General features: G+C 57.2%; 15 protein-coding genes and 4 pseudogenes. 5 read left to right on the top strand and 14 right to left on the bottom strand.

The window, feature by feature from the left end; genetic code table 11:
* Positions 1–474: 474 nt before the first annotated feature.
* Positions 475–1419: a PA3715 family protein gene (locus tag NKH89_RS31435; RefSeq protein ID WP_352911150.1), complete on the top strand. Its 945-nt coding sequence runs from the start codon at positions 475–477 to the stop codon at positions 1417–1419.
* Positions 1420–1543: 124 nt separating this feature from the next.
* Positions 1544–2092 carry a class I SAM-dependent methyltransferase gene (locus NKH89_RS31440; protein ID WP_352911153.1) on the top strand — a complete coding sequence of 183 codons (549 nt, stop codon included), beginning with the start codon at positions 1544–1546 and terminating at the stop codon, positions 2090–2092.
* 340 nt (positions 2093–2432) lie between these two features.
* Here the strand turns inward: NKH89_RS31440 and NKH89_RS31445 are convergent.
* Both NKH89_RS31445 and NKH89_RS31450 read right to left on the bottom strand, forming a co-directional pair.
* Positions 2433–2683: pseudogene (locus NKH89_RS31445) on the bottom strand (DUF6429 family protein).
* Positions 2684–2844: 161 nt separating this feature from the next.
* Positions 2845–3033: pseudogene (locus NKH89_RS31450) on the bottom strand (inositol monophosphatase family protein); the annotation flags it as partial.
* Positions 3034–3355: 322 nt separating this feature from the next.
* On the opposite strand from NKH89_RS31450, the gene NKH89_RS31455 reads away from it, so the two are divergent.
* Positions 3356–4942 (top strand): adenylate/guanylate cyclase domain-containing protein, encoded by a 1587-nt coding sequence (locus NKH89_RS31455; RefSeq protein ID WP_352911156.1) that lies wholly within the window; start codon positions 3356–3358, stop codon positions 4940–4942.
* Here NKH89_RS31455 and NKH89_RS31460 read toward each other — a convergent pair.
* From NKH89_RS31460 to NKH89_RS31510, 11 genes are all read right to left on the bottom strand, one after another.
* Positions 4910–5197, bottom strand: coding sequence for a type II toxin-antitoxin system VapB family antitoxin (locus NKH89_RS31460; RefSeq protein ID WP_352911159.1), 288 nt, complete (start codon positions 5195–5197; stop codon positions 4910–4912). The two genes, NKH89_RS31455 and NKH89_RS31460, sit on opposite strands and share 33 nt — an antisense overlap.
* Before the next feature lie 343 nt (positions 5198–5540).
* Positions 5541–6329 carry a 3'(2'),5'-bisphosphate nucleotidase CysQ gene (gene cysQ, locus NKH89_RS31465; protein WP_352911206.1) on the bottom strand — a complete coding sequence of 263 codons (789 nt, stop codon included), beginning with the start codon at positions 6327–6329 and terminating at the stop codon, positions 5541–5543.
* Positions 6330–6339: 10 nt separating this feature from the next.
* Positions 6340–8277, bottom strand: a complete 1938-nt coding sequence (gene cysN, locus NKH89_RS31470; RefSeq protein ID WP_352911161.1) for a sulfate adenylyltransferase subunit CysN — start codon at positions 8275–8277, stop codon at positions 6340–6342.
* Positions 8278–8279: 2 nt separating this feature from the next.
* A complete protein-coding gene (gene cysD / locus NKH89_RS31475; RefSeq protein WP_352911163.1) occupies positions 8280–9185 on the bottom strand; it encodes a sulfate adenylyltransferase subunit CysD in 906 nt (301 codons plus the stop codon).
* Between the two features lie 346 nt (positions 9186–9531).
* A complete protein-coding gene (locus NKH89_RS31480) occupies positions 9532–10848 on the bottom strand; it encodes an O-antigen ligase family protein (RefSeq protein WP_352911165.1) in 1317 nt (438 codons plus the stop codon).
* Positions 10845–12104 (bottom strand): tetratricopeptide repeat protein, encoded by a 1260-nt coding sequence (locus NKH89_RS31485; protein WP_352911167.1) that lies wholly within the window; start codon positions 12102–12104, stop codon positions 10845–10847. The genes NKH89_RS31480 and NKH89_RS31485 overlap by 4 nt, the downstream gene beginning before the upstream one ends.
* Entirely contained in the window at positions 11992–14370 is a 2379-nt protein-coding gene (locus NKH89_RS31490; protein ID WP_352911171.1) for a GumC family protein, read from the bottom strand. Before NKH89_RS31490 ends, NKH89_RS31485 begins: the two co-directional genes overlap by 113 nt.
* A 49-nt stretch (positions 14371–14419) precedes the next feature.
* Positions 14420–15205, bottom strand: coding sequence for a polysaccharide biosynthesis/export family protein (locus NKH89_RS31495; protein WP_352911174.1), 786 nt, complete (start codon positions 15203–15205; stop codon positions 14420–14422).
* A complete protein-coding gene (locus NKH89_RS31500) occupies positions 15205–16014 on the bottom strand; it encodes a tyrosine-protein phosphatase (RefSeq protein WP_352911177.1) in 810 nt (269 codons plus the stop codon). The genes NKH89_RS31495 and NKH89_RS31500 overlap by 1 nt, the downstream gene beginning before the upstream one ends.
* A 126-nt stretch (positions 16015–16140) precedes the next feature.
* Positions 16141–16314, bottom strand: a complete 174-nt coding sequence (locus tag NKH89_RS31505) for a hypothetical protein (protein ID WP_352911180.1) — start codon at positions 16312–16314, stop codon at positions 16141–16143.
* 214 nt (positions 16315–16528) lie between these two features.
* Positions 16529–17017: a hypothetical protein gene (locus NKH89_RS31510; RefSeq protein ID WP_352911183.1), complete on the bottom strand. Its 489-nt coding sequence runs from the start codon at positions 17015–17017 to the stop codon at positions 16529–16531.
* A 538-nt stretch (positions 17018–17555) separates the two neighbouring features.
* On the opposite strand from NKH89_RS31510, the pseudogene NKH89_RS31515 reads away from it, so the two are divergent.
* Positions 17556–18007: pseudogene (locus NKH89_RS31515) on the top strand (transposase domain-containing protein); the annotation flags it as partial.
* A gap of 1 nt (position 18008) precedes the next feature.
* Here NKH89_RS31515 and NKH89_RS31520 read toward each other — a convergent pair.
* Positions 18009–18615, bottom strand: a pseudogene (locus NKH89_RS31520) (leucine zipper domain-containing protein); the annotation flags it as partial.
* 1041 nt (positions 18616–19656) lie between these two features.
* Between NKH89_RS31520 and NKH89_RS31525 the strand changes: the two are divergent.
* Positions 19657–22170: a hypothetical protein gene (locus NKH89_RS31525; RefSeq protein ID WP_352911186.1), complete on the top strand. Its 2514-nt coding sequence runs from the start codon at positions 19657–19659 to the stop codon at positions 22168–22170.
* Positions 22171–22583: the final 413 nt, after the last annotated feature.

Consider the following 22583-nt stretch of genomic DNA (forward strand, 5'->3'; position numbering starts at 1 on the left):
GAACAGGCGCTCGCGAAAACGCGCCCGTCCATTTCGCCTTCCGCTAAATTAACGGCGTCGGCATCCGGAACAAATTCCCTTTCGTGGCTCAATGGCTGGCCTATGCACTCCCCTACCGACGCTTCGCCGGCATCCTCGCGGATGTCTGCGCACGGCTCGGGGCCGATGTGGATCGCTATTCCTTCATCGCAGTGGACTTCCACCACCTACTCCTTGCCGGTCTCCCGGCGCACTAATTTTGGAATGTACACCCTAGAAGGTGCGCCCGACGGATCGGCGAGGTCCGGTTTTGTAGAGGTTTCTTGTCCAGGCGCTTCTTTATCTAATCGGAGCGCGACAAGGCAACCGAGATCACATTGTCAGTATCTGTTTCAGGTAGCTCGAACAGCATTGGCAAAAATTGGCCGCTCGGGCGGCGTTCTCATGATCACCGTTCCTAAGCGAGCTCGGACTTTACGACTTTCCAGGATACCTATGGTCCTGACGCAGCGGGTGGAGCTAGCCGTCACTTCCCTACACCCTGTGCGCCGCCACCAATCTCGCGTAGAAGGGCCCTGGCCGAACCCGGCCCTGCGACGCGAGAACTCCATGCGAATAGTGTTGCCTGTCCTGTTGCTCGGCGCCGCCCTCGCCAGCCTGTCGCCCGCCCGGGCAGCGGCCGGCGATTGCGGCGATGCCGCCGCCCTGGTGCAGCAGGCCTATCCCAAGGCCCGAAAGAGCGCCGACGGCGCCTCGTTCACGCTTGTACCCCATACGAGCATCGCCTCAACGCTCCCGGAGAGCGATGCGCCATTCGGCCTGGCCTGCAAGATCTGGCCGGCTCATGACGACCTGCTTTTGGTCGCGGTGCCGCTGATCGACAGCGCTAACAGCGACCACCTGCATGTTGGCGACATCGAGCTACTGGTCGTCGATAGAAAGAGCCTGCGGGTGCGCCAGCGCCTGCTTCAGCCTGGACTGATGACCGATGATGCCATCGCGATCCGTAAGGTGGAATTCGACACCGGCCGCTATGCACTGGCCCCTGACGCCACCGCCTTCGGCCTGCGCATCGAAGTGGCAAACCATTCGCAGGCTACTCCCTTCACTGAAACCGACCTGCGGCTCTATGCCGTCGCCAGCGATGCGCTGCGCTTGGTGCTCGACGGCCTCGTGGTCGCTGGCCATGGCGGCGAAGGCGATGCCAGTTGCGCTGGATCGTTTCATTCCAGCCAGGTCAGCCTGGCGATGAGCCCGGCGCGCCACCAGGGCTATCGTGACATCATTGCGGTCGAGCGGACGGATACCGACAATCCCTCCCCCGACAAAGATGGCGAATGCAAGTCCCATCCCGCCAAGTCTGTGAAGCGGACCTACCGGCTGCGCTATGACGGCAACCGCTATCCGGTTCCGGCGGCACTCAGGGTGATGGGGTTGTGACGCCGCCGCACACGTCCCTGCCTTGGTTCGTCAATGTGATCAATTCCAGTTGAATGGGTATCGACCATTAATTCTCTCGTGGTAGGAGGCGCTCAAGGGGGCTCTTCCCAAAGGAGCTGATGATTTGTGGTGGTCAAGATTCAAAAGGGGTTTTGCCGGAACGTGGGACGACAGACTGGACGGGCTATTCTCCGCAAAGGTCGACTACGCTGGAAAATCCATTCTCGATGTTGGCTGCAATATGGGTGTTGTCGCCTATGAGATATCCAAGCTGAAACCCAGCTCGATCCACGGGATCGACATTGCCAAGGCGCACATCCAGACTGCAAAAATGTTATTGAGCGGCTCCCCGGTGCATGCCCGGTTCGATCGCCTGAATCTTGGCAGCCGGCGCCTCGGCAATATCCTTCTACCGAAATACGATATCGTCCTGCTGCTGGCCGTCTATCAGCACATGCAGCGCAACATCGGCCCAGGCAAGGCGCGAAGGGTGCTTTCCAATATTGTGAGGCGCACCTCAAACGTTGTTGCCCGCGTTCCGCCTGGAACGGATGGCGAATTCATCGAAACGCTGTCCGACGAGGGATTCCAAGTTAAGAGCACTCACACATCCCCTCTTGGTAGTCATGTGCTCGTTCTTGAGAAACCTGCCTTCGGAAATCCGCAGCCATGATGACACATTCCTTGTGGTAGTCTGCCCACCAACATCCATGTGCCAGCAGCGGGCGCAGACCCGCTGCCTGCCTGCAGCTCGGCCCGGGGAGCGCTGATCCGGCAGAAAGCATCTTGCGAATGGACTTCGCGCCAATACCGATGACATTGAGGGTTGCGGCTACGGTGTTGTCTGCCAGTGCCTTGACGGCCAGGATGCGCCCGTTGGCATAAGTAGCGGAAGAAGAATTTGGCCGCCACGGCGAGAGCATTGGCCGTCCCGCCTGCGGTCAGCGCGCCGCCACTATCGAAATTCAGCCAGGTGCGCCATCATCTCGCGGCGCCCTCCCAGCGCTCATGGCTCATGGCGCCGAACGGGTGAACAGGGTTCGGAATAGCTCCTGCGCACGCCGCAGTCCTTCATCTGTCAGAACCACTGACTTCGCCTTGTTTGCTGGATTCGCGATCAGCCCCTTCTCGTGCAAGCGATCCAGAGCGCTCCAATCGAATCCCTTCCAGAGGCCGAATCCCTTCCAGAGGCGCCTCTCTTCATGCAGCGTCAGCCAAAGCAGGCCCAGAACGGCTTCGTCGTCTTGTCGGTGTCGATCTCCATGCAAGCAGTCTAACACGCGAAAGGGCCTCTGCCACGATCCACACCGGATAGTTACTCCCTGCCACGAGCGTTCGGCTGAAAATAAGTGCTTCAACTCAGGCGTCGCGTGCGCGACGGCGTCGCTCGCGCGGGCGACGAGCCGGGGAACGGGGTCCGTCGTGCTAAGCGGCCGTGGCAGCCTTGCCGCTGGCAATGAAATGCGGATTGGCGAAATCCTCGTCGTCGCTCTGGTTGCGCTTACCGCAGGCGAGCGGCGCGCTATCCAGCGTGCGCGTCATGCCGCCGGCAGCGCGCAGCACCGCGTCACCCGCCGCGGTGTCCCATTCCATAGTGCGGCCGAAACGCGGATACGTTTGGCGGGACACTTTCTTTTCCGACGCGCTCTCCGGCCGCAGAAGTCTCAACCTTGCCAGAGGTGAATTCTTGACCCCTGAGCGGTTATCGCGGAGCGCATGCCGGGCCACAGCCGACTTTGCGACATCCCCTTCACTGATTCACTGCCCGTCTAGCGCCAGAATGCGAAATCCGCTGTGAGGGTCGGGGCTTAGCAACCGCTCAAGGTCGGTCCGAGGTTGCAGGGCTGACGTGTTTTCATCGAGCCAAGACTGACTCTAGTACCGTGCCGGGAATGAGCTATAGTTCAGATGCTCATGACGGGCGGGCGCTTGCACAATGGCTGGACTGGGCGAACAGATTGCGCGTCAGCAGCGCACCATGGGACCGCTCCTAGTGGCGGCAGTGGTCATCGGCCTTGTCGGTCTGCCCGTCGCAGCCTGGCTCGACCTCCGAGACCTATCGGAACGGATGCTGCGCAGGCAAGCCAGCGAAATCAGCCGGATCATCGACGAGATGCGCGGATTCTACGGCAGCGACGTCGTGGGACGCGTGCTGCAAGCAGACGGCGCCGTGACTGCGACGCACAATTACCGGGACGTGCCAGGTGCGATCCCTATTCCAGCAACCCTCTCGATCGAACTCGGCAAGCGCATCAGCGCTCACGACGGGTCCGTCAAATATCGGTTCGTCTCGGATCTGCCTTTCAAAGGTCGCGCCCCCCACCAGCTCGATGTATTCGAGCGGAATGCAATCTTGGCTTTGCGCGCCAACCCGAAGGAGCCGATCATCGAAGTCTCGGGTTCACTGTTTGACCGGCAGGTCCGCGCCGTGGCCCCTGTTGTAATGGGACAGGTCTGCGTGACCTGCCATAACTCACACCCGGACAGCCCCAAGACGGACTGGAAGGTAGGGGATGTCCGAGGGATCCAGGAGATATCAGTCAATCAGCCTATTGCTGCGAACGTGCTGACCTTCAAGTATCTGCTCCTATATTTCGGCTTCTCGGCGGCGGCGGGCCTGACGTTCATTCTCCTGCAGCGTCGGCAGTCCGCGTTGATTCAGGGCATCAACAAGGAGCTTTCCGAGGCAAACGACTTTCTGGCCGCGATTTCATTGAAGATCGCCAAATACCTTTCGCCTCAAATCTACAAAAGCATCTTCAGCGGCCAGAAGGACGTCACCATCGCAACCGAGCGCAAGAAGCTCACGATCTTTTTCTCCGACGTCAAGGATTTCACCGCGATCGTGGAACGGCTCCAGCCCGAGGACCTGACGCTTCTCCTCAACGAGTACTTCACCGAGATGTCGACGATCGCGCTCAAACACGGCGCCACCGTCGACAAGTTCATCGGCGACGCGCTTCTTGTGTTCTTCGGAGACCCCGAGACGCAAGGCATCGAGGAAGACGCGAGAGCCTGCTTGCGCATGGCTGTCGACATGCAGCGTCGGCTGGAGCAGTTGAACAGGGTGTGGCATGACCGCGGAGTTGAACGGCCCTTCCGAGCTCGCATGGGCATCAACACGGGCTATTGCAACGTTGGCAACTTCGGTTCCGATGATCGGATGGACTACACGATCATTGGAGCCGAAGCGAATTTGGCGGCCCGTCTGCAGTCGATTGCGGAGCCCGGCGGCATCTGCCTCAGCTATGAGACTTACGCGCTCGTGCGCGACCTTGTCCGGGCGCGTCCGTTAGCACCGATTGCCATGAAGGGGATCAGCCGGGAGGTTGTCCCTTACGAAGTCGAGGGCCTCCTGGGTGAACTCGCACAGCGCCCTCAGGTCATCAGCGAGCACGCGACTGGCCTCGACTTGTTCCTCGATGTTGAGGCAATCGACGAGAACGGGGTCGAGCGGGCGAAGAAACGACTTTCGGAGGCGCTTCTGGCCTTATCCATCCGAAGCAAGCCCGCCGCATTTTAGGTTCTTGAACATGATGCAATCTGGACCGTGTCCAGCTTTGTCGGCGGGCCTGCTGTGATCAGGCTTGCCCCGGGCTCGCAGATCACGGCAGAACCTGACGCCGATCTCCACCAGGGACGGTCTAGATCTAGCCTGTTCGCGCTCAAGCTCATGCTTGGGCGCGGTAGGGACGGCCTCTGTCAGACCAGTCCTCTTAAGCGCGGCGACCCGGCGGGCCAGCGCGTCGGTCTCGGGATTCTTGATATGGACCGCCATGACTGCCTCACTGCCTCGTTTAGGCGTTCAGAGCAGTTTGCATATACCGTGTGACGGCCCAGGAGCATCTAGCGGAAGGACGCTAGCAGTGTTGCCAACGGAATCTGCCACGCTACCGACGAGTCGGCCGCTGCGGCTCGCTTGCCAAAGGCCGGATGAGTAATGCAATCTTGGTGCTTGCATACCTCGATCAGTATCTGAGATCTGAGATCGCGACCAGAAGCCATTGTAACATACGCGCTTTCGCGCATGCTCCTGGAACTGCCCTTACGGAGGCGATAAGTCGTGCAAGCAAAGAATGCCGATCAGGTCTGACGCGCACCTTTGGCTGCGCACTCATAGCCTAGCCAAATCCAGCAGCCTTGCCGCTGGCGATGAAATGCGGGTTGGCGAAATCCTCGTCGTCACTCTGGTTGCGCTTGCCGTAGGCGAGCGGCTGACCATCCAGCGTGCGCGTCATGCCACCGGCGGCGCGTAGCACCGCGTCGCCTGCGGCAGTATCCCATTCCATGGTGCGGCCGAAGCGTGGATACACGTCCGCCTCGGCGCCGGCGACGAGGCAGAATTTCAGCGATGACCCGATCGAGACGATCTCGGCCGCGCCGAGCGCGCGGATATAGGCATCGGTTTCCGGCGTGTTGTGGGAACGGCTGGCAACGACAGTCAGCGGCATAATACCGGCCCTCGCCGAAATCGGCTTTCGATCGACGATCTCGTAGTCGTCATTGATCTCGATCGCTTCCGCTTTGCCCGGCCGGCCGGAAAAGAAGCGGCCGTTGCAAGGCGCGAAAACGACGCCGATCTCCGGCACGCCGTGACGGACCAGCGCGATATTGACGGTGAAATCGGTCCTGCGGTTGACGAACTCCTTGGTGCCGTCGAGCGGATCGATAAGGAAGAAGGCGTCGCCGAGATCCGGTGCCATGATGCCGGCCGAAGCTTCTTCCTCGGCCACGCAGGGAATCTCGGGAAATGCGGCGCGCAGCCCGGCAAGGATGATCTTCTCGCTCTCGCGATCCGCCTCCGTCACTGGCGAACTGTCCGATTTGCTGTCGACCGCACAGCCGGCACGAAAGACGCGCATCACCTCGCGCCCTGCCGCCAAGGCAAGGTGCTCGAAAACGGCGAGCATCGCTTCGTCGTCAGATACCGCCGCCGCTGTCATATTGGTCTTCGGCAATGTCCCGCTCGTTCAGCCAGTGTTCAAGGGCGTCCACCATCTCCTCGGCCGATCTGCCGAGTGTCTTGAGATGGATCTCGGGCTTTTCCGGCACCTCATACGGTGAATCGACGCCGGTGAAATTCTTGATTTCGCCATTCAAGGCCCGCGCATAAAGCCCCTTCGGATCGCGCCTGGCGCATTCCTCGAAGGGTGTGTCGACAAACACCTCGACGAATTCGCCGTCGGCCATCAATTCGCGCGCCATGCGCCGCTCGGCGCTGAACGGCGAAATGAACGACACGATGACGATCAGCCCGGCGTCGGCCATCAGGCGCGCCACTTCGGCGACGCGGCGAATGTTTTCGACACGATCAGCGTCGGTGAAGCCGAGATCGCGGTTGAGGCCGTGACGGACGTTGTCGCCATCCAGAATGTAGGTATGGCGCCCGGTGGCAAAGAGCTTCTTTTCAAACAGATTGGCGATGGTCGACTTGCCCGACCCCGAAAGCCCGGTGAACCAGAACACGGCCGGCCGCTGGTTTTTCATATCGGCACGGGCGCGTTTGCCGACATCAAGCGACTGCCAGTGGATGTTTTCGGCGCGGCGCAGCGAATGCAGGATCATACCGGCGCCGACCGTGGCGTTGGTGATGCGGTCGATCAGGATGAAGGCGCCGGTGGTGCGGTTTTCGGCGAACGGATCGAAGGCGATCGGCGACCGCGTCGAGATATTGCAGATGCCGACTTCGTTCATTTCAAGCGACTTGGCCGCCTCATGGGCAAAGTCGTTGACGTTGACCCGGTATTTCAGGTCGGTGACGGTGGCGCTGGTTTGGTCGGTCTCGGTGCGCAGGATGTAGGAGCGGCCGGGCAGCAGCGCATGTTCGTCGAACCAGACGATGTTGGCGGCGAACTGGTCGGCGACCTGCGGCCGCGCAGCTGGCGACACCAGCATATTGCCACGCGAGACCTCGACCTCGTCGTCGAGGACAAGGGTGATGGCCTGGCCGGCGACGGCCTGCTGGAGGTCGCCGCCATGCGAGACGATGCGCCTGACATGGGAGGATTTGCCGGATTTGGCGACGACCACCTCGTCGCCCGGCGCAACCGAGCCGGAGGCGATGGTGCCGGCGAAACCGCGAAAATCGAGATTGGGGCGGTTCACATATTGGACGGGAAACCGGAACGGCAATTCGACCGCGGCCTCGTCGACCGAGACGGTTTCGAGATGTTCGATCAGCGTCGGGCCGGAATACCAGTCTGTCCTATCGGAACGACCAGTAACGTTGTCGCCGTAGCGGGCCGACATCGGAATGGGCACGATCGTCTGGAAGCCGAGCCCACGTGAGAACTGCCCGTAATCCGTGACGATCCGTTTGAAAACCGCCTCGTCGAAACCGACAAGATCGATCTTGTTGACGGCGAGCACGATGTGGCGAATGCCAAGCAGCGAGGCAATGATCGAATGCCGCCTTGTCTGGCGCAGCACGCCCTGGCGGGCATCGATCAGCACGATGGCAAGATCGGCGGTCGATGCACCCGTCGCCATGTTGCGCGTGTACTGTTCGTGGCCAGGCGTGTCGGCGACAATGAACTTGCGCTTTGGCGTGGCGAAGAAGCGATAGGCGACGTCGATAGTAATGCCTTGCTCGCGCTCGGCCTCGAGGCCGTCGACCAGCAGCGCGAAATCGACGTCGTCGCCGGTGGTGCCGTGCTTGCGCGAATCGCGCTCGAGCGCCGCCAGCTGGTCCTCGAAAATCTGCTTGGTATCGGAAAGCAGGCGCCCGATCAGCGTCGACTTGCCGTCGTCGACCGAGCCGCAGGTGAGGAAGCGCAGCAGCGACTTTCGTTCCTGCGCCGCCAGATAGTCGCGGACGCCATCGGTCGGGGCGAGGCTCTTGGCCATGATGTGGCGCATGCTCAGAAATACCCCTCGCGCTTCTTCTTTTCCATCGAGCCGGCTTCATCACGGTCGATCAGACGACCCTGCCGCTCGGAGGTGCGCGCCGTGAGCATCTCGCCGACTATCGCCTCCAGAGTGTCGGCTTCCGAGTCGATCGCGCCGGTCAGCGGATAGCAGCCGAGGGTGCGAAACCGCACCAGCCGGTTCTGCACCGTCTCGCCGGGCCGCAGCTGCATGCGTTCGTCATCCTTCAGGATGAGCATGCCGTCGCGCTCGACGACCGGCCGCTCCTTGGCCAAATACAGCGGCACGATCGGGATGTCTTCCTGAAGAATGTATTGCCAGATGTCGAGTTCGGTCCAGTTCGACAGCGGAAACACCCGGATCGATTCGCCGGCAGCGATGCGGGTGTTGAATATCTTCCACATCTCCGGCCGCTGGTTCTTCGGATCCCAGACATGCTGGGCGTTGCGGAACGAGAAGATGCGCTCCTTGGCGCGCGACTTCTCCTCGTCGCGACGGGCGCCGCCGAAGGCTGCGTCAAACCCGTATTTGTCGAGCGCCTGCCGCAGCGCCACCGTCTTCATCACATGAGTATGTGTGTTGGAGCCGTGGTCGAACGGATTGATGTTGTCACGCACGCCGTCTTCATTGACATGGACCAGGAGGTCGAAGCCGAGCTTTTGCTGCATCTGGTCGCGAAAGGCGATCATCTCGCGGAATTTCCAGGTCGTATCGACATGAAGAAAGGGAAAGGGCGGCTTGGCCGGATAAAACGCCTTCATCGCCAGGTGCATGAGCACGGATGAATCCTTGCCGACCGAATAGAGCATCACCGGCTTGGCGAAAGCCGCGGCCACCTCGCGAAAAATATGGATGGATTCAGCCTCAAGCCGCTGAAGGTGGGTAAGCGCGATGTTCATGGACTGTGAGCGTTCTTTCGTACCCATCCATAGAAGGGCCTGTATCATCAACGGGCGCGATCTTCAGCCGCCCGGTTCAAGCTGCACTTCTGGACAATCTATTTCTCGTGGGGCGTTCTAGCAGATCGTTCCTGCCCAGAACAATGCAAGACAAGCCAGCGGCCGAATGGTTCGGGAATGAATTTTCCATGCAGCCGGCAAAATCGGGAAATTTCTGCTCAGCGACCAGTCGCGCATGAGAGGAGCAGGAAATGCTGCCTGCGCGTGGGGGCCTGAGGGCCGGGAGCCGACTCCCCTGACAGCCGGCCGCCTCGTTCAGAGGCCGCCAGCCGCAGCGACGAGGTCGCTAGGACGAACTTCCAATGGGAACAAGTAGCTTGTCACCGTTGTGGTCGATCTCGATCATCTCGCTCTTGCGGCCCAAGCGTTCCGCAAATCCTTTGTGAAAGATGATGGCGTTCATATAGGCAAAGGTCATCGCCAACGCCTCGGTTCGCAGCGGATAGTCGACCAGAGAATGAATGAGAAGAAACGATACCGAGAGGAATGCGGCCTTCTGAAGCGGGTCGCGGCGAACCCTGGCCAATGCAGCACAAAGCAGTGCGAAATAGCCTACCATAAGTAACATAGCAGGAATTCCGCCCTCGAAGGCTATTTCAAGGTATTCATTGTGGGCATGATTCACATACTCCCTGAAAATCATGCCTGCTCTTTCGTATATCTGATAGGCTTTCTGGAAATTCCCAAACCCAATACCTATTGCCCAATTGTCCTTAATACCCTCGATTGTGGTTCGCGCAAATTCTCCTCGCCCGAACGCCGGATCAAGTGCCTGTGCATCCAGCTTGGTCCAGGCGCTTATCGTGTAGATCGAAAGCCCGATAAAAATCAGGAGAACGCTGAACCCACTCACCCTCGAACGGGCTGAGAGAAAGATTACAGATAACACGGTGATCGCCAACCCAATCAGAACACCGGCGCGGGAACCGGCGGCCAAAAGAAGCAGCAAAAGCGCGATCAGGCCGAAGGATCCCGACAAAAGATGCCCGCGAAACAGACCATAATAGACGACAAAGGGGATAGACACAAAAAGCAACGCCGAAAAATGATTCACATTGGCAAAAAGCCCGGCATTGATCGTAAAAGGGAACAGTCCGACGATAGCGACGTCGTCGGAGAGCGAATACTGGATCACTCCCGCCAGGCCGTTGCAGATCACGCCCATGAAGAAAAACGGAAGGAGTGCGCTGACCTGCTCGGCACGCAATCGCAATACAGCTAAAAAAAACGCTGCAGCGGCTAGAACGTAAAGCAGACATTCGACCGTGCGGCCGACCCCAACGCTGATGAAGCGAAATCGGCTTTCTCCAACCCAAGGATCTCCGAGCAGCAGTTCCGGCCGCAGCCCGCTGAATATGGCCGCCGGCAATGGGACGATTTGCAAAACGATCAACACCACGCCGAAGACCAGCAGCCATAGGACTGGCCGAGGGATACTCTGGCCGGGAGTTTGCGAAAAGACGGCCGCGGCAGAAATAACTGCCCCAACTTCGATCAGAGTGTCTGTACAGAGACCGCTCGCAGTACCGCCGCCTATCAGCAGCGACAAAAACAAGCCCGAGCCGAGGAGATATTTATTCCATTCCGACTGCCGATCGTTCAAGATGGAAGTCTCTCAATGCTCAATTTATGCATTACCAAGGTGCCGACATAACGAAATCGCCAGCTCTCCGCAATGGCAGCAGTTTGCAACCGCAGCAACTGTAGCGGGCACGCTTTTGGTCCAACTGAGAAATCCAGGCTGAGATTCTGACGATTGTAAGTGCCTTCCGGAATGTTGAATCGCGCAATTTCTCCCGCCGGGTCAACGCATCTGATGGACCAAAACAATCCTTTGGGAAGCTTCAAGTTCTGCGCAGAGGCAATCAGGGAAATCTTGTATGAGCCTGATGGCAGCGAAAGTAACTGCTGAAGAGCTGCGCCCTTGACAGGGGTGTTCAAGAACCGGATCGTCGCTCCCCCCTCACCCTCTACCGCATCCTGAGATGTAGCAAACGTGACTTCCAAGCCGGATTGTCCGGGGATATACCAATCAAAGGGTTTCCCGCGGGAGACCGGCTCGAACGTGCTGTTGAAAATGTATCCGCCTAACTTCTGCTCTTGCTCCGACAGGCTGAAAAGAAACAGCCAATAAGCCGGTTCATATTGCCTCTGGCGAATATAGCCATTGATCACATGGGACAATTCGCTTGATGTGGGCGGCGCGGGTGATTTGGTCAAATCGAGCAGCAGCCGATTTGCCAAATCGAGCCCCTCGGAAGTATTGCTAAGAGCGACGAACAGGCTGGCTCTCCAAGGCGCCCCCGCCTTGATGGCCGTCAGCACGGCCTGGTACCCATCGGGGTTTGAAAGAATTGCAGGAATGCCTGCGGCGACTGCCGAAAATTGATCCGGCCATCGCCGCAACAATACGTCGATCTCGCCTACTGCCTTCGGCAAATCACCTGCTTCGATATTGCCACTAATGGATCTCTGCAGCGCATGGATCTCTGTTTTGGACAATTTTCGGGCTTGATCGAAAAGCGCATGGGCTTCAGCTTTTTCGCCCTGCTGGTATTTGATCTCGCCAATCAGGCTGTAGAGACGCGCGTCCGCCAGATTGAAGGCGAGCGCGCCTCTGGCCCTGGCAACCAATGCATCAAGATCGGGAGCATTGCTCGTGTCGTTCAGGTCGCTGGTGATTTCAGTTATCAAGGCATCAACGTTGAACGGATCCAGCACAAGAGAGACGGACGGGGTTTCGCTCTCAAGAAACCGACTTAGCCCGATCGACGAAGCCGCCAATGCTAGAACGGATGCGACGAACCAAACGCCTGAACGCCGAAGATTTTGCATAAACGGGCTGGCCTGCGCCATCATCGACTTTGCCCTCAAGTTTCGATATGTTAGTGCCGTAGTCGTAATAGTGATAGTTCATGTACTTATACGCGTAATTGTAGTCGAACTTGTTCACGGCAAACTTCGACATCGCGGCTCCCACGACGTTCGCCCCAGCGGCTCGCAGTCGTTTTAACGCCGTCTTCGCGGATTTGCGTGTTACTTGGTTCGTTGAGATGACCATCAATGTGCCCTCGGCGAGCCGGCTGAGAATGGGCGCATCTGAAAGGCCGACGATCGGCGGGGCATCTATGATGACAAGATCGAATCGCTTACCGAGATTAGTGATGATCAGAGCCATCTTCGGGGAGGAAAGCAGATCTGCGGGATTTGGCGGAATCGTTCCAGACGTTAGAACCGTCACGTTGGGATATTTTGTCGCCCTGAAAATGCTCGCCAGATCCTCCTTCCGAACAGTGTTCGTCAGCAGATTGCTCAACCCAATCGTGTTGTCGAGATTAAACAGGCGATGGAGATTCGGCTTCCGGAGATCGCCGTCGACCAGCAGAACTCTTGCACCCAGCGCAGCAAAATCCTGCCCGAGCTTGAACGACGTGGTCGACTTGCCCTCCGATGGTTCCGAACTCGTCACCAGTAACGTTCGCGGAGCCCCTTCGGCACCGGAAAATTGCAAAGAGGTTCGAAGCGAACGATAGGCTTCCGACAATCCGGACTTCTGATCGGCAATGCTGGCTGCAAGTTCCTTATCATCGACGTGCGGCAAGACGCCGAGCATCGCTAATCCCAGTTCCTTTTCGACCTGCTCAGGATTGGTAAACGTGTTGTTCAAAAGCTCAATGACGTAAATAATTGAGGCGCTCAGACCCATGAAGAGTACAAGTGCGATCGCCAGATTGATGCTCAAGCGCGGGGAATATGGCGCAGTCGGCTGCGCTGCGAAATCAACGATTGCAGCGCTTTGTGTTTTGAGTTCTGAGCTAACACCGACCTCGTTCAGCTTAGCAATTAGGCTGTCGTACTGAGAGCGGTTCGAATCCACTTCACGCTTGAGGATCGTGTATTTGATGTTCTTATCGTTGAAGATAACCTGCTGTTTTTCCATCTCGGCTAGTTTGCTCTTAAGATCTGCCTCCTTGTTCTGCGCCTCCTGGTATCTCAGTCGCAGCGAATCCGTTATTGCCAAGACGCCATTGTTGTAGAGCCGCTGTAGCTCTTTGATCTGCGACTGAAGCTGCTGCATTTCAGGAAAGCCGGGCTTCAGAACGCCCAGTTTCTGCTGGTACTGGCTAGTCAAGTCCGACAACTTTTCACTGAGCTTTTGCAGACCTTCGCTTTCCAAGACCGGTGCAAGGCTTGAGCCGCGCCCCTTGTCTATCTGGTCTACCACTCTGCCAGCGTCCAGACGCTCTTGGATCGCCGCGGCGAGGGCTGTGTTCAACGCTTCGATATTTGATCCTATCAGCGACTTGTCGTCGCCGGTCACCGTAATGCCTGCATCCTTTGCATAAGCGACCAGCTCCTCTTCCGATTTCTGAAGCTTTTCTTTTACCTGCAACACCTGTTCCCTAATAAACTGTCGCGCTAAATCAGAGGTCTCGCTGGTTTGGTCCAGGCGTTGATCGATAAAGCTTTGCGCGACTTGGTTTGCTACGTCACTTGCGTACTTTGGCTTTTGGTCGGCAAACGTGATTGATAGCAAGCTGGTGTTGGGTACGAGGCTGACCGCGAGATCATTGAGGACGCGCCCGATCGCAATAGCTTCACGTTCCTCGGGTGTTTTCTCCTGAATGGACGGTGATTTGGAAACTCCGAACGCACGATAGAAAATATTGCTGATCGAAAAGTCTGGCGTCGGGAATAGGAAGTCCGGTTTTTCACCAAGGCCCAATTGGAATACGACGCGCTGCGCCAGCGCGCGACTTCTCAGCTTCTCACGAGCCGTTAAAAAAGCCCGGATATCGCTGTTCTCGGAAACTACCTCGATGTCCTGGAAAACCTTGGCCGAAGGAACCAGCACTTCCAATTGCGTTGTTGCGTGATATTTTGGCGTCTGCATCATGGTAACAACGGTGCCGCCAACAAGCCCGGCTGCCAACATCATTGCGATTAACCATCGATACTGGACGACGTAAAAAAGCAACTTGAGTGGATTGAAACGTTCATCCTGCTCAGAATAGTCACGACCATACGGGCTGTAACTTTGTGCACCTTCGTAATACAGGTCCGGTGCCAGCCCCTGCCCGTGTGTTGGGCCTGCAATTTGGTGTTGCCGGTTGCGATCGAGCATGATGCGAAGTGACCCTAAGTTCGACTGTACTCTGGCTGATCGTGAAGCGTTACGGGATCACGGCAATTCGGGCTGCACTCGAGGCAATGCCGAGTGCGTCCTTGAGATTGTTCATCGCAATTTTTGATTTTGAGGCAAAGACGACGACCTTGTCACCACCATAGATGCGCGGGTTGCGGGTCTTGCCGGCACGTATCGCCTCCACATTATAATTTGCAACCAGCGTATTCGAGCCGATGTTGCGATAGACGAAGACCTTGCTTGCGTCCCCGATGGGACTGAAGTTCCCTGCAAGTGCGATGGCATCCAGAAGCGAAGAATTGCTCGACACCGGATAAATACCGGCCCTGTTTACCTCGCCGTCTACAGTTATACGCTGCCCGATCGATTCTTTAACAAAAATCGTCACATCCGGCGACTGCAGGTATTTGTCACCGTAGGCAGTTTCGACTTCTTGCTCCAGCTGACGAACGGTTTTTCCCGCCGCGGTGAGGGTTCCGATGAGCGGAAGTGAGATCTGGCCGCCAGAGTCAACTTGAACTGTCCTGTTCAAATTGTCGACCTGGAACACATTCACCTCGAGCACATCGTTCGGAGACAATGGCTGCTCGCTGCCGTTCTGAGTATTTTGCGGCGCAGGCAGTTCCTTTACCACCCGCAGGGCACCGCCGCCCGAAAGTGGCGCCGACGATGATGAAGTTAATTGCAGCGCGTCGACTGAACTCGACGAGGATGGTGTCGTCGACGACGTGCTCGTGCATGCCGCGATTGCAAGCGAAGCTAGCAAGACGAGTGCCGTGCCTATGTGGCTTTTTGCCAAATGAAAAATGCCCATCACGCTGTCCCGCCCTTGAATAGGCGGCCCAATCCTCCAAAACGGCCGGCGTTGCCGGCGGTTGGGTTTTTCGGACGTGCTTTTCCGATGGGCTCGATGGGCCGGTTCGCCAATATTTCGCCTGGACGTTTCAATACCATGTTGCGGGCCTCGCCTTCCCCACATCGCTTGGCAGCAGCAGCAACCGCCTGTGAAAGCCCAGGGCGCCGGCGCGTGGCGCTATGAGTGTCCGACGCGATGATATCCACCCTGCCCTCGTCAATCAGCTTTTCCGAATAATAAAGCGCCGTGCGTCCAAAAGCACCAACAATCGAGTCTGCGGTAAGCTGGATAAGGCAGCCGACCGCATTCAATCTCTCGATAACGTCGTAATTCGTTTTGATCCAGGTCAAACGCTCTGGATGAGTAAGAATCGGGATGAAACCGGCGTTTATGAGGCGTAGAGCAAGATCCTCCATTCGTGGAGGCAAGACATGATGCGGCGGTTCGAACAGAAAATAGCGAGACCTGTTCAAGGTCGGCACGCTGCCCGCCGCCAATTGGTCCGGAAGATCCGGCGCTATGTGAACATCGGCGCCGACGTAGAGAGCAAGTGGTATGGCAGCGCTACGCAGCGCCTGGTGCAACTCTTGAACCGCTCGGACAATGTTCGATGTTCCGTTCTCGTAAACGCCCGGCGTCACATGCGGCGTGCACGCCATGTGGGTCGTTCCGTCGGCCACCGCCAGCCGAGCCATTTCCAGCGATTCGGCGAGGCTGGGCGAGCCGTCGTCGAGACCGGGCAAGATATGGGAATGCAGATCGATCATGGGCGTTTGTGACTGCAGCGAAGCAACGCAGCGACGTCATCCCCCAAAACGATAAATGCGTCATTCGCAAGACAGCGAGTGACGCATTTGTCAAGTTCATGCGATGCGATGGATGCCAGGTCCCGGCTACCGGCGGACAGAATTGTCGTCATCATGCAGGCCGATGATCAGCGCCAGATCGGCGGCAAAAGCTGCGCCTGATGTATCGAACGCTACACACATGCCGCCCTCCCCAGGATTGACTTTGATCGTCGCATTTGCCGCCTGACCGTCGTATCCGAGACTTGCACGCAGCATCAAAAGACTGCAATTCAACCACTTTGCCTGGATAAACCGGCACTTCGCCCTTCATCCCGGCATGTTCGCCAACCGTCCGCATGTCGCCTTTGCTTAAGCGATCCGAGCGATACCTGGTCACGACACCAGCATAAATGCCAAGGGCACTCCATCGAACAATAGACACGCAGCAGAAGCGCCATGCGCCTCTGCTGCCATTGCCCTATTTACGATCAACTTAGTCGCTAACGGCGTGGCCGTGATCTTTGTCCGCCGTCGCAGCCAGAACACCGGCCCCAAGAGCCAGGCCGCCAAAGATGAAGAGCGGCGTATTGTTATTGGAAGCACCCGTCGAATTGCCCGTTTGGGCGGTGTGCTCAGAACCGAGGACATTGAGGCAAATCTTGTTCTCGACGCGGGAGATATCAAGGGTCGAATTGGCCGGCACGCTCAAATTGCAGCTGCCAACATTAACCGAAGCCGACCCCTTGCCGCCAACTACGACGCGGCTGCCGAAATCGAGCGCACCGCCCGCCTGCGCCGGGCGATAACCAGCCACCTGGGAGACCATTACGTCGCCATTGACGTTCCCGATCGATCCAATCGGATTTACGCCCGTATAGGCAGTTGCACAGGTGCACGACCCATCCTGCGCGAAAGACGACACCGGGGCGAAGCCGGCCAACACAACAAATCCGGCCAACGCACTTTTCACAATTAGGTTCATCCGCATCAATCCTTCTGTCCCACTACCTGAGGCCCACCCAACCGCTAGGTATTGAGCAAGCGCGTAACAGCTTTCCGCGCTAATTCCAACTCAATTCGCAAATGCGAGATAATTTTTGGTTTCGGTGTGGTTGATTGAACACACACCATTAGTGTATCAAAATATGTCGTCTTTACAACCGTCGCGCTAGCGGGGTGTCAGAGAGCCGCCAGCGTTCCTTGCGGCCTCTCCATGGCTTCGACGATCGCGCAAATTCGCATTCGACGGTGTCCTGATATCACTTTAATTTGGCATTTCGTCCGAGACAGGCTGCTAACCTGCGGAAGACCTGTGGATTGACCTACTGCGTGGCTGTCCGCAGAGGACGCCGCTCCCTTCAAGACCGAAGCCGAATGCAAGCCTACGAACTCAAGCGAGCCCGTCTTGTTGAGTGACACAGAGCCGCAGATCGGCACTGGCAGTTGGCAAGCAATGCTTGTCAGTCCACTAACAAAGCCCTCGCCGCCCGCGCGCAAGCGGTGAAGTGGTGAAGTCGCGCTCGGATGCGCTGATCGCGCGACTGCGACTGAAGATCGAGAAGCTGAAGGGCGACATCCATGGCTGTCGCTCGGAGCGCAAAGCCAGACTTCTCGACCAGATGGAGGTGCAGCTCGTGGAGCTGGAAGGCGACGCCAGCCAAGATGAACTGGTGGCGGAGATGACGGCGCGGTCTTCGACGGTCGGAGCTCTTTGAGCGCAAGCGCCCGTCAAGGTAGCCTTTCCCCGAGCATCTGCCGCGTGAGCGCGTCGTTATCGCCGCGCCCCGGAACTGCCTCTGCTGCGGTTCGGCCAAGCTGGCGAAGCTTGGCGAAGACGTCACCGAGACGCTGGAAGTGATCCCGCGCCAGTGGAAGGTGATCGAGACGGTGCGCGAGAAGTTCTCTTGCCGCGAATACGAGAAGATCACCCAGCCGCCCGCGCCCTTTCCACCTGACGCCGCGCGGCTTTGCCGAGCGGCATAGTAGCAGAGCGCCACTTCGAGGAAGGCGACGACGCTCTTCTTCCTTTCATCCGGCAGTATTTTCGAGAAGGCGATGCGCGAGGCGTCGTCGATGGCGACGTGGACGAATTCCCAGCCGACGCCGCGGCTGTTGGACTGGCCTTTGCGATCGCCTGTGATGCGGTGGCCGACGCGCTTGAAGCGGCCGAGCTTCTTGATGTCGATGTGGATCATTTCGCCTGGCTGCTCGCGCTCGTAGCGCACCACCGGTTCGGCCGGCTCCAAGTCCTTCAATCGCGAAAGGCCCGCGCGCGCAAACACCCGGCTCACCGTCGCCGGCGAAACGCTAACCTCATGCGCGATGTGCTGGCCGGTGCGCCACGATCCGCGCGACGATCGGCTGCTCGGTGGCGCTGGGGCTGCGCTTGGGCCGCGACGAGTGGTCGGCCATGCCGGCCCGGCCCTCGGCTTTATTGCGCTCGACCCAACGCGCCACGACCTTCGCCGTGATCGCATATTTCGACGCTGCCTGGGCTTGGGAAAGGCTGCCTTCAATGACCGACAGTGCCATTTCCTCTCGACGCAGCCGCGTCAGACGGGCATCCTTATGGATGTTCATTCGGACCGTCCGGCGACTCTGAAGTGTGGTAACTCCAGTCTCCTCGGTCAGATCCGAATGGACAACCTCCCGAAAGCTCACAGCTGGCGGCCCGTGACGGATCATCGAGGCCGACCGGTGGGACCGCGGCTATCCCTATCTGAGCAGCCCCGCTATCATCACTGTAGGACGATGACAACACGGGAAGATCACCTTTGGATCTGCGAGCCGGTCTTGATCTGAGCTGCAGTCGCCGATCGCAATGGCGATGAGGGGCCGTCCTAGAGGGCAATACGGCAAAGTTCTTCAACAACTTGCTACTTCGAAACCCGCAATGGACTTGAATCGTGTCGGCTGAAATCGGCATGCATCTGAAACCGCCGCTTCTCGAGCACCCCACAACAACTTTTTACCTACCAAGAAGTCTCAAATCGGGACTTGCCGAAGGATTGGGAATTTTCCATCACCGGACAAGCTATCTGTCTTTACTGTCATCACGGGACCGCCTGTATCGGGCGTCACAGCCGACATTCCGGCAAGGGCATTGAAAGGGCCTCGAAGCGAGCGAACATCATCGTTCACAACGATCCAAAGAGGAACTGCAATAATATTGCGCAGCGCGGTTTTTTCTGGTTCGTGAACGCTATGTTGCGGGTCGACGCTTTTTGAGGTGGTGGCGCAGCACGTCCGAGCGATCGGGTGTAGTAGCGTTGCAAGCGTGCGTCGCTGTCAATGGCATAGACCACGGGCATATGTCACGCCGATTCGTGTTCGCGCAAACGTTAATTCGCCGCACATTCGTCATGGTTCTGGCCTAAGCGCGACGGCTGCTACTAACGAGAGGTCGGCGTGCACAACGAACCTCCTCGACGCTTAGACGGTGCGGTAAGCCAAACCGAAGGCAATTGATTTGAGTGGGCTACTGTCGATACATGTATGACTAGCAAGAGATATCCCTCCCGACGCGTGCTTCTTCAGTCGGGGCCAGCGGCCGTGTTGGCGAACGCTATTCTCAGCACGAGCTCGTGCGCAACGCGAAAAGGCACGGATTCCCATCCGGCTGTGCACGTCCCGATCTATACCGCGAGGTCTCTGGTCGAGCGCCAACTGATCGAGAACTCGATCAAGGTAATTAGAACTCAGTTCTACGATCCCGACTATGCTATTCCCGCCACATTGATCGGTGGCGCAACTTACCGTCGCGAGAGTTTTGCTAATTTAAAGAATTGTCCGAAGCCAGCCTATTTCAGGTCGGCTGACCGCGGAATGCCCGACGACACAGACAATGATGTGAACGGCGGCTACTGGGTCATCAGCGAATCGGAACCGAGTGTTACGATGTTTGGCGCAAAGTGCGATGGGCACACCGATGACACAATCTCGATCCAAGGCGCTGTCGACTTCGTCATGTACGGTACCGCTGGCACATACAATCCAATATCATCCCAGCCCGCCGTGTTACGTTTCTCCGGCAACCCAGTCACGACTGACACGATTCACGTGGGGTATGGGACCACGTTCACTTCGCTCATCCTCCAAGGAGATATGGATCAATCGGGAGGCTACTGGTATGCTGATTTCAATGATCGGCCCGCGATCGCAGTACAGGGCGGTCGTAGTGTCAGACTCCGTGGACTCAGTATCGTCGGAGTAAATCACGCGTTTTTGGCCGACTTCAATCATTCATTTTCAGACCGTTCGAGCGTAACTGCTTGGGCTGGTCCCAACATGGGTCCAACCTCTCTCAGTCGTTATGCGCCATACGCCGGTATAGCCATTGATCCTTACGCTGGCCCTCGGGCGACCGCGGTCTCGATCGTCAACATATCTCATTCCGGCCCCACCGTTATCACAGTTTCGAAAGCCCATCATTTAGTGGATGGAGAGGTTGTCTTAGTTGACGAGATATTAGGACTATCTGAATTGAACAAACGATATTATCGGTTGAAGAAGCTAACCACAAACACATTTGAATTATACAATTGGAAGGACAATTCGACAGTTATGGCCACGGATTCTGCGCGATATTCTTCCGGCGGGATTGTACTGTCGCCATCCTATCCCGACGTCAATTATCCGCCTCACTTTGGAGCAACGCAATATGAGAAGAATTTCTCATCGCGGGTTCACATTGAAGATTGCCGCATCGCTGGATTCGGCGTCGGCGTTGTAGTTCAGCCATGCAATGCCGACGGGAATGGTGACTATGTAACAATACGAGATAGCGATCTACGGCAGAATGTAATTGCTTATGCACTTGGAAATTCTCAGGCTCGAACGTCTAATTTCACTAGCGTTATAGCTTCAAAGTGCCACACCGTGCTGGACGGGAAAAGCTTTGGAAAACAGCAAGGACAAGTTTCTGGTGTTTTCAGCGGCGTCGAGTGGACACAATCCTATCAGTTGCTTAACTTTAGTACCAGTTTCGCGAAGCCCATGACATTTCAAACCTGCTATGCAGAAAGCGTTTACAGAATAGGATTCGTTGGCGGAGCAGCTAAGATTCAGTATCCAATTTCGTTTGTTTCATGCCATTTTGGCCTGAATCAACAATACTTCTCTGGCGAGTACACCCCTCAGAAATTACTCGAATCCGGCGACGCTCAGTTAATCTCGTTCGACGGATGCAGCTTCAAGTCTCATGATGCGTCTTTGTTTGTAGTTGGCTCAGCTAATGTCGCGATTAATAATTGCTACATAGACAACGGATCGATCTTCGATACGGCAACAACAGCCGGAAAAGTTGCCAAGTCGGCGTCGCTTGGCATCTGGGACTCGGCGACAGCAGATCGCTCTCATGTCAAGGTCAATCGAATTCACTGCGAGCCGACTTACAATTTTTCGGGCACCCCACACAGTTCTATGGATGCACAGAGCGTAATTGATTGTAGCTGTATCGATGTAATGGACTTCAACAACTCCCCAATTCCGTATTGGGCTCAAAAAGTCGGATGTGGCGGCGTTGGTGTTCCAGTGGAAGCATCTTACTACACTAATACTAGTGGACTTACGAGCGTCAATAGAAGTGGCCGCGAGTACACGGTCAACATGACTACACCCTTTCAACTGGACTCGTCATATGTTCCAATCGGGGCTATTGTCGTTTCGGCTGCCACATTGCAGATCTACTATGTCAAATCCGCATCCTTTGGTCCCTCAACTGCTAGTTTGGTGCTGGTACAGCTGACGAACGTCAGGGTTGATAACGAGGTCTGGAGTGTGAAGCCCGGGTCGGAGCTTGTCACTGGCAATTTGCGTTTCTGGAATTGTGCTCGCTTCTACCCATCACCCATTCCAGTGTATGCGGAGACAACTGCAGGCTCTGCCGGTTTGGTGCTTCGCGCTCTTGGGGCAAATACGGCAAATGCAACTTTGGGGGCGCTGGCCATAGGCGACTATTTCGATACGGGAACAGGCACCGGTCAAGGAAAGTCATGCGGTTCGCTGTGGTCGACTGCCTTTCCAGCAGCGACGGTGAGCGGCCTAACCTCACCATCGGGCATCGCTACGTTTTCGGCGAATGCTCGGTTTTCGGCAAAATTCGAGTATCCAACATTTATTAAGGCAAGCTACTAACCAGCACGCCAGAGAGACGACGTTCCGGCCGACGGAGCAATCCATGTCCGAGCTCATCCGTAGCCCGTCGTCCAGCGTAACGCCAAGCTGACCCCATCTGGCGCGGCTTGAGGTGATGAGCGGGAGATAGTGACACTGAAGCAAGGAGCCGAGGAGCTTGCAGTGTCAATTTCTATGTCTGCGCCCTCGTAAGCGGTGTTTCCGGACCACCTTTCGGGAGTGGTCGCGATCTGTGAGGTTGCCGATCCTGTATTGGGATCGGAGATCGGCTTGTGTCTGGACTTGACCTTACGCTTGACCCGGAGCGGCAGCTTCGTAAGCGCCAAGCTGACCCCATCTGGCGCGGCTTGAGGTGATGAGCGAGACATACTGACACTGAAGCAAGGAGCCGAGGAGCTTGCAGTGTCAATTTC

Source organism: Mesorhizobium sp. M0923 (assembly GCF_040319365.1).
GTDB lineage: Bacteria > Pseudomonadota > Alphaproteobacteria > Rhizobiales > Rhizobiaceae > Mesorhizobium.